This window comes from Kocuria sp. 2SI (assembly GCF_005502825.1).
Lineage (GTDB): Bacteria > Actinomycetota > Actinomycetes > Actinomycetales > Micrococcaceae > Kocuria > Kocuria palustris.
The window spans coordinates 1-6,992 of sequence record NZ_SCNB01000042.1 but is presented as its reverse complement, the minus strand read 5'-3'; the positions used below and the strand labels follow the sequence as shown (position 1 = coordinate 6,992).

The following is a 6,992-nucleotide window of genomic DNA, read 5'->3' as shown; positions in this document are numbered from 1 at the left end:
TGTGACATCCCCGCGATCCTCGGCGCACAACGCGCATCAGGACCACGCCGATCCTGCGCATCACCCAGAGGACCCGATCTCGGCAGCCAACCCACACTCATCTGTGAAGGGCCAGATGAAGGAGATCGGCCACTTCCCGATGAGCGAGAACTACCCCGTGTTCGGCAGCTACCTCAAGCGCGCCCTGGAGATCGTCAAGACCAAGAAGAGCGCCTCGGTCAGCTCCTGACCCCGGCCTGCCACCGTCTTCCTACCCGGAAATTACCTCCCCATGGAGAAGATCAGCTGTCTCCGGGGGAGAGAACGCCTCGTGGGCGCCTCACCCGCTATGAGTGGGTGAGGCGCCCACGAGGCGTTCCGGGAAGCACATGATCAAGAAGCGCCCTGCGATGCGCGTCCACCATCCTCCGCGGGCCTGAGCCCGCACCACCGGAGGCCTTCCGGGGGCTCCCGGGACTCTTCAGGCGTCGGTCCCCACCAACGGAATCATCGAGCTCGGCCGCCGCATCGCCGCCGGGTTCCGGAACGTCGAGCACTACCGCCTCCGCATGCTCCTCATCACCGGCGGCCTCGACGCCTCACCCCACACTCAACTCTGAAGAGCCAGTTAACCAGCTGAAGGCTGCTGTCCAGAAGGTTTTTTGGAAGCGTTGGCGGAAAAGTGCGAAGTGCCCGATCTCGTCTACATCGAGGTTCCGGGGGTGCAGGTAGATCTCCTCGCATTCGGCTTGAGGGAGATAGTTCAGTGTTCTTCGCACCGCTGCTGGTGTGGCATATGGGTCGTCAGTTGGATTCACCGCCAATACCGGGAGCGTCAGCTGAGCGCTTCGGCGCAGTATCGCCTCTCCCTCGGGGCCGATCGTCTTCGAGTAGTCCGATGCTCCGCGCGCCCAGTCGAGGGCGACGCCCTGTGGCAGATTTTCCAGCCATCCGAGCTTCTTTCCCGGGAAGTAGCCCAGTGCTCGAGCAATCACCGGCATGCAGACGTGCCACTTGATAAATAGGCTGAGCCTGTGCTTCTTGTCGTAATCCGGCCAGTGTGCGTGCTGGGCGCCCACCATCAGTAGCCGGTCGATCTCAGACGCGTGCTCCGCGAGGATTGCCGCGTAGCCTCCGAAGCTGTGGCCGACGGCGCTTAGGCGCGCCTGCGCTCCGTGGCGTTTGCGTATCCAGAGAATGCAGGCTTCAAGGTCACGCGTACCCCAGTAGTGCCATCGAATCTTCGCTTTCCGGTACTCCTTGAGAGTGTTCGGTGCCGAGCGGCCGATACCTCGATAGTCGGGCACCAGGGTAGTGACTCCGTTCTCAGCCAGGTAACTCGCGAATCGCCAGTAGTATCGGCCCTGCACACCGGTTGCCGGGGCGATGATCACAACATGCTCGATGTCACGGGCCGGTGCTGTGGAGGAGAAATACCGAGCCTGGATCGTCTCGCCGTCGGCGCAGGTAATCGCGACGTCCTCGTACTCATATTCGGATTCGATCACCCGACATCTCCTTTCGATTCCGAGTGCCTCTCGTTCTCACACGATCTGCCCTCAGCTACTCTCGTGAGCCGACGCTCTCTGGTCGATAAGGTTCTTCCTGCACACCGTGGGCGAGCACGAGTTTCATGGTGAGCAGGACGGGCAACCACGCCCAGAGATCAGGGGCCGGGGTGCATAATGCTGCAATGCCCGCGAGTGCGCAGAACGCCAAGGCGACCGGTCGCTGGAGATACAGCGCTGAACGTCGGACGGCGATGGTACCCGCGAGGGTGAAGAGATACCAGAGCGCGCCCCACCACCAGAGTGTCGGAGCGAACACCAGGGCAATGAGTATGGGATGCAAGTGCAGCGCCGTGAAGAGGACAGGTCGCCGCACGAGTTTCATCCCAAAGGATTCCGGTCTCTCTCCGTGCGAACCGAAGTGGTCACGTTTTGCGGAGTTCAGGCCGTTGGCGACGACGCCGCCGACCACATCGAACGAGATGATGACGGCAAGAAGATACTGTGCCCAGCTCCAAGACGCGTTCGTTCCCAGGGCGAGTGCGGTGATCCCGACCGCTCCGATCAGGCCGACGATGTTCGCGAGACCTTTTTCGGCGCGGGTTGCGCCAGTGCCGAAGATCGGGTCGGGTTTGCCCGGCGGAACAGCCCAGCTCACCGCTGAGGTCGCTTCACGGAAAAATTCTTGGCTCATCGCGTTCCTCCGGCGACGTCGAGAATCGCACCGTTGACGTAACTGGCCTCGGGGCCGACGAGCCACTCGACAGCAGCAGCGATCTCCTCTGGTTGAGCGGGCCGCCCCATCGGCGATCGCGCCCCGACTTCGGTTGCGCGGTCGGGGCGGCCCGCCCGCGCATGGATCGTCGTGGCCGTTGTGCCCTGACTCACTGCATTCACCCGGATTCCGTGAGGTGCGGCTTCTGCGGCCAACCCCACGGTGAGCGCGTTCACCCCGGCCTTCGCTGCCGCATACCAGACGTATTCCCCGGGAGATCCGGTTTTCGCGGCGACGGAGGACAGGTTGACGATGCTTCTCTGCCGTGCTCGGCCAGCGTCCGTCCAACGGATCATCGCCTCGCGGCAGAGCAGGATCGTAGCGGTGAGGTCGACGTCGACCGCGTCACGAATCGCCTCGGCATCGGAATCGGCGAGCGAGCTGATTCTCCCGGTGACCCCGGCGTTGTTGACGAGGATCACCTGCACCCCGAGCTGTGCGGCCCCGTCGAAGACGACCTCGGCTGATCCGGGCGCGGCGATGTCGCATTTGCACGGCACGACCTTTGCGGTTTCCGTGGTGCAGCGTTTCGCGGTCACCGCTGCGTCGTGGTCGTCCTGGCTGTAGACCAGCAGAACATGGTGGCCTGCGGCAGCCAGGCGGCGCACGACCGCAGCGCCGATTCCTCGGCTGCCGCCGGTGACGATCGTCACGGTCGAACTCATTTTTCTGCCCTCGCGTTGGTTCCCTCTGCTGGAGAGGAGATGACGTGCATGAACAGCGATTCGGTGATCTCCGTGAAGGAGTGGTGCTCGCCTGCCGGGACGAACAGAGCTGCACCTGGCACGGCCACGCTGGCACCGCTTACCGTACGCAGAATGCCCCGTCCTTCGAGGATGACGTAGATCTCGTCTTCCGCATGCGGGCCTTGGGGGTCTATCGCACCGACTGGCAGGTAATAGGTGCGATTGACCCCCAAGGGGGACTGCCGCATGGACTTGCCCTACGGTTTGGTTTCCACTCTGACCTGACCTATGGCTCGGTTTCCAGTTTGACCTATCCATGCGGCAGTCCCGGGCAGTGCGGGTCGCGGTTGCTGGTGTCCAGCGCGAAGAGCAGTCAGGGCAAGATCTACCCGTACTTCGTCTGCGCCAGCCGTCACGGTGGCAGAGGTACCTGAACCCGGCAGGCGATGCTGATCGAGCAGGTCGAACGACTCGTCGAGCGCTTATACGTCAAGGTGCAGATCGACCCGCAAACGATCGAGGCGGCCTCGGGGATGATTCATGCCAAGTTCGACGAGATGATGGCCGAAGGAGCCGCCGAGCTCGCCGACCTTGCGTTCCGGAGAATTCCGCTCGAAGGCGAGCAGCAGAAGCTGCTCCAAGCCCACTACGCCTGGGCGATCCCGCTCGACCTCCTCAAGAGGGAGCAGGACCGGATCATGGCGTCGTTGGAGACCATCGAGCAACGGATCACCGCGCACCACGGCAACTACGCCGCTGCGGGAGAGAATCTCGACGACACCCTGAAACTGTTGTCCAATGCCGCCGACATCTACGAGCACGCCGACGACGCGAACCGGCGGCTCATCAATCAGGCGCTGTTCAAGGCGCTCTACATCGACGAGGCCAACGACGTGCGCGTCGGCTACCGGAACCCGTACGAGGGGCTGGGCACCCCTGGCCTCCATGCCGACGCCCTGAGCTGGACCGCCGAAGCGAAGAAAATGGGCCAGGTGGGAACCTCGACCAAGGGCGGACCCTTGGTCGAAAGTTCACACCTGACCCGTTTGGGGTGAGCGACGGGGGTTGAACCCGCGACCTCCTGGACCACAACCAGGCGCTCTGCCGACTGAGCTACGCCCACCAAGCTGCTCTCCACGGCCGGGCCGTCTCCGCAGGGGAGACGTTGTCAGCCGCTGAGCAACGCGGACTACTGTAACCCATTCCTGAGTCTTCCGCGCGCACGATGTCGATCTCGTCACGCGCAGATCGCACGGCCGCAGGGGCGGCGCGGGACCTCAGGCCTGCGGCTCGTCCTGGGAGCCGCTCTGCTCGGCCAGGCGCCGGGCCGCCACCACACGAGAGGCGGCTTCCTTGGCCTGCTCGGAGGAGGGGCCGGGGTCGTCCACGAACACGGCCTCGCGGTAGTAGCGCAGCTCGTCGATCGAGTCCTTGATATCGCCCAGGGCGCGGTGGTTGCCGGTCTTGTCCGGGGACTGGAAGTAGGCCCTGGGGAACCAGCGCCTGGACAGCTCCTTGATCGTGGAGACGTCGATGATCCGGTAGTGCAGGTGCTCCACGACCTCCGGCATGTCCCGGACCAGGAACGTGCGGTCGGTGCCCACGGAGTTGCCGGCCAGCGGTGCCTTTCCCGGCTCCGGAACCCATGTCCGGATGTAGTCGAGGACCTGCTGCTGGGCCTCCTCCATCGAGGTCCCCGACGGCAGCTCTTCCAGCAGGCCGGACTCGACGTGCATGTTCCGCACGAAGTCGCCCATCTGCTCGAGCGCGCCCTCCGGCGGCCGGATGACGACGTCCACGCCGTCGCCGAGCACGTTGAGCTGATCATCGGTCACGAGCACCGCGACCTCGATGAGGGCGTCGTCCGTCAGGGACAGACCCGTCATCTCGCAGTCGATCCACACCATTCGTTCATTAGAGAGAGCCACGTCGGTCACTGTAGCCGGGGCGGCGGACAGCCCTGCATATCCGTCGCGAGGAGTCTCAGCTGCGGCGCGCCGGTAGGATGACGGCCACTGCGGGCGGCTCTTGCAACAGGACCGTGCCGCCCGATCGACCGTCAGCAGACCGCCGTGAGGGGATCCGTGCCAGAGACGACCACCGAGCAGCCGCCCGAGCCGGCGGCCGACACCGCGACGACCCCGCCGCGCTCCGCGCGCGCAGAGCGGTCGATCCTGCGCTCCGTCGTCTTCGGGACTCTCGGATCCGTGCTGCTGATGATCGGCTCCTACGGGGTCGGCTGGCTGGCAGGGGTCTCCGAGCTGCGGCGCAGCCCCCTGGTGATCGAGCTGCGCTTCACCACACCGGGCGCGATCCTGTCGATCATCCTGGTGGCGATCGGATCCATGATGCTGGTGCGCGAGTGGTTCCGCCTGGGCCAGAAGCTGCAGGGGTGGGGGCCCGGATCCCGCAGGTGGGTCACCGCCGCGACCATCGCCTGGTCGGTGCCCATGGTCTTCTCCGTGCCGATCTTCAGCCGCGACGTCTACTCGTACATCGGCCAGGGCCGGGTGGCGGCTGCCGGGCTGAGCCCCTACGAGGCCGGCGTCTCCACGATCGAGAACTTCTTCCAGCTCGGTGCGGATCAGCTGTGGAGCGAGTCCCCGCCGCCGTACGGGCCGCTGTTCATCATGATGGAGAGGGCGATCGTCGGGATCACCGGCGCGGAGCCGGACTCGTCGGTCTTCCTGTTCCGCATCCTGTGCGTGCTGTCCGTGATGCTGCTGGCCTGGACCGTTCCCCGGCTGGCGCAGCGCCACGGGATCGATCCCACGCGCGCCCTGTGGCTGTCGACGGCCAATCCGCTGCTGCTGGTGAACTTCATCCTGGCCGTGCACAACGACGCCATCATGACCGCGCTGGCGCTGCTCGGCGTGCTGGTCGCGGCCGCGTGGCGCGACTGGCGCGGGGGATTGGCAGGCACGGCCCTGGTGGTCCTGTCGATCGGCATCAAGCCGATCACGGTGGTGCTGCTGCCGTTCATCGGGCTCCTGTGGGCCGGGCGCGGGGCGTCGTGGCCGCGGAAGTTCCTGATCTGGTTCCTGACGCTGGCCTGGGCGATCGCCGTGATGGCCGTGCTGGGCTGGATGTCCGGCTTCGGCTGGGGCTGGATCGAGGGCCTGTCGACCACGGGCACCTCGTTCATCTGGTACGCCCCGATCGGCCTGCTGGGCGTGGTGATCGGGGGAATCGCCGGGCTGTTCGGCGGCGACGCGGGGGCCGCCAGGGGCTTCGTGCACTCGGCCGGTCAGGCGCTGGCGGTGCCGATCATCCTATGGCTGATGTTCACGGGCCGCGACGAGCGGGTGGTGCGGCGCATGACGCTGGCCTTCGCGGCGATCGTCGTGTTCTCACCCATGATCCAGGCCTGGTACGTGGTGTGGCTGATCCCGTTCTTCGCGGTGACCGGCATCCGCCCGGACTGGCAGACCGACGTCCTGCTCTTCCTGACCGTGTTCTTCATGATCTACGCGATCTCGGACCAGCTCGACGTCTTCCCGTACCTCGACATCGACCTGGGATCCGGCCGCACCATCGCCGCGGTGATCGGCGTGGCGTACGGGGCGTACCTCTGGTTCCTGGACCCCTCCACCCGACGCAGCCGGCGGACGCGGAGCATCGACCCGAATCAGCCCGTGGTGATCTGAGGGTTCAGGAACCGTTCTGCGCGTCCCAGGGATCGATGACGGGGACGCCCAGGGGCATGGGTCCCTGACAGTGCGCAAGACGATCCATGTGCGAACGGCAGGGTCCCCGCGCCTGAACGTCCGCCGTGAGCGCGTGAGCCTACGGCAGTTCCCGTTAGTGACGGATATGCACGCCATCAGCGCGGATGGCGTGCATATCTGTCACGAACCGCCTGCTCGTCGACTCGCCGCGAGAAGAGGCTGAGCCGCGACATCGTCTGTCAACGATGTCGCGACTCAGGACAGACCGGTGAGTCGCGACATCCTTGACACCCTGGCCCCGGTGACGATGCCGGATGAGCACCCAGCGCAACATCGTCATCGCCCGCTCCGTGATCGACCAGGGCCTCACTACCAC

Annotated in this window: 7 protein-coding genes, 1 tRNA gene and 1 pseudogene; 3 read left to right on the top strand and 6 right to left on the bottom strand. The window is 65.3% G+C overall.

Going from position 1 to position 6,992, the window contains the following annotated elements; all coding sequences use genetic code 11:
• Window positions 1-229 (top strand): annotated as a pseudogene (locus FFS25_RS13630) (hypothetical protein); the annotation flags it as partial.
• 349 nt (window positions 230-578) lie between these two features.
• On the opposite strand, the gene FFS25_RS13155 reads toward FFS25_RS13630, so the two are convergent.
• The 4 genes from FFS25_RS13155 to FFS25_RS13140 are packed head-to-tail and all read right to left on the bottom strand — an operon-like array spanning window position 579 to window position 3,196.
• Entirely contained in the window at window positions 579-1,487 is a 909-nt protein-coding gene (locus tag FFS25_RS13155; RefSeq protein ID WP_058871191.1) for an alpha/beta hydrolase family protein, read from the bottom strand.
• A 55-nt stretch (window positions 1,488-1,542) separates the two neighbouring features.
• Window positions 1,543-2,181: a hypothetical protein gene (locus tag FFS25_RS13150; RefSeq protein ID WP_137803230.1), complete on the bottom strand. Its 639-nt coding sequence runs from the start codon at window positions 2,179-2,181 to the stop codon at window positions 1,543-1,545.
• Window positions 2,178-2,915 carry an SDR family NAD(P)-dependent oxidoreductase gene (locus FFS25_RS13145; RefSeq protein ID WP_249933912.1) on the bottom strand — a complete coding sequence of 246 codons (738 nt, stop codon included), beginning with the start codon at window positions 2,913-2,915 and terminating at the stop codon, window positions 2,178-2,180. Before FFS25_RS13145 ends, FFS25_RS13150 begins: the two co-directional genes overlap by 4 nt.
• Before the next feature lie 8 nt (window positions 2,916-2,923).
• Complete coding sequence (locus FFS25_RS13140) at window positions 2,924-3,196, bottom strand: cupin domain-containing protein (protein ID WP_137803228.1); 273 nt, start codon at window positions 3,194-3,196, stop codon at window positions 2,924-2,926.
• Window positions 3,197-3,394: 198 nt separating this feature from the next.
• On the opposite strand from FFS25_RS13140, the gene FFS25_RS13135 reads away from it, so the two are divergent.
• The gene (locus FFS25_RS13135; RefSeq protein ID WP_249933911.1) at window positions 3,395-4,003 is read left to right on the top strand and encodes a hypothetical protein; all 609 of its coding nucleotides are present in this window, start codon (window positions 3,395-3,397) and stop codon (window positions 4,001-4,003) included.
• Here FFS25_RS13135 and FFS25_RS13130 read toward each other — a convergent pair.
• Window positions 3,996-4,071, bottom strand: a tRNA-His gene (locus FFS25_RS13130). The two genes, FFS25_RS13135 and FFS25_RS13130, sit on opposite strands and share 8 nt — an antisense overlap.
• Window positions 4,072-4,225: 154 nt before the next feature.
• Complete coding sequence (orn, locus tag FFS25_RS13125) at window positions 4,226-4,855, bottom strand: oligoribonuclease (RefSeq protein WP_137803231.1); 630 nt, start codon at window positions 4,853-4,855, stop codon at window positions 4,226-4,228.
• Between the two features lie 177 nt (window positions 4,856-5,032).
• Between orn and mptB the strand changes: the two genes are divergently transcribed.
• Window positions 5,033-6,595, top strand: coding sequence for a polyprenol phosphomannose-dependent alpha 1,6 mannosyltransferase MptB (gene mptB / locus FFS25_RS13120; protein WP_137803227.1), 1,563 nt, complete (start codon window positions 5,033-5,035; stop codon window positions 6,593-6,595).
• Window positions 6,596-6,992: the final 397 nt, after the last annotated feature.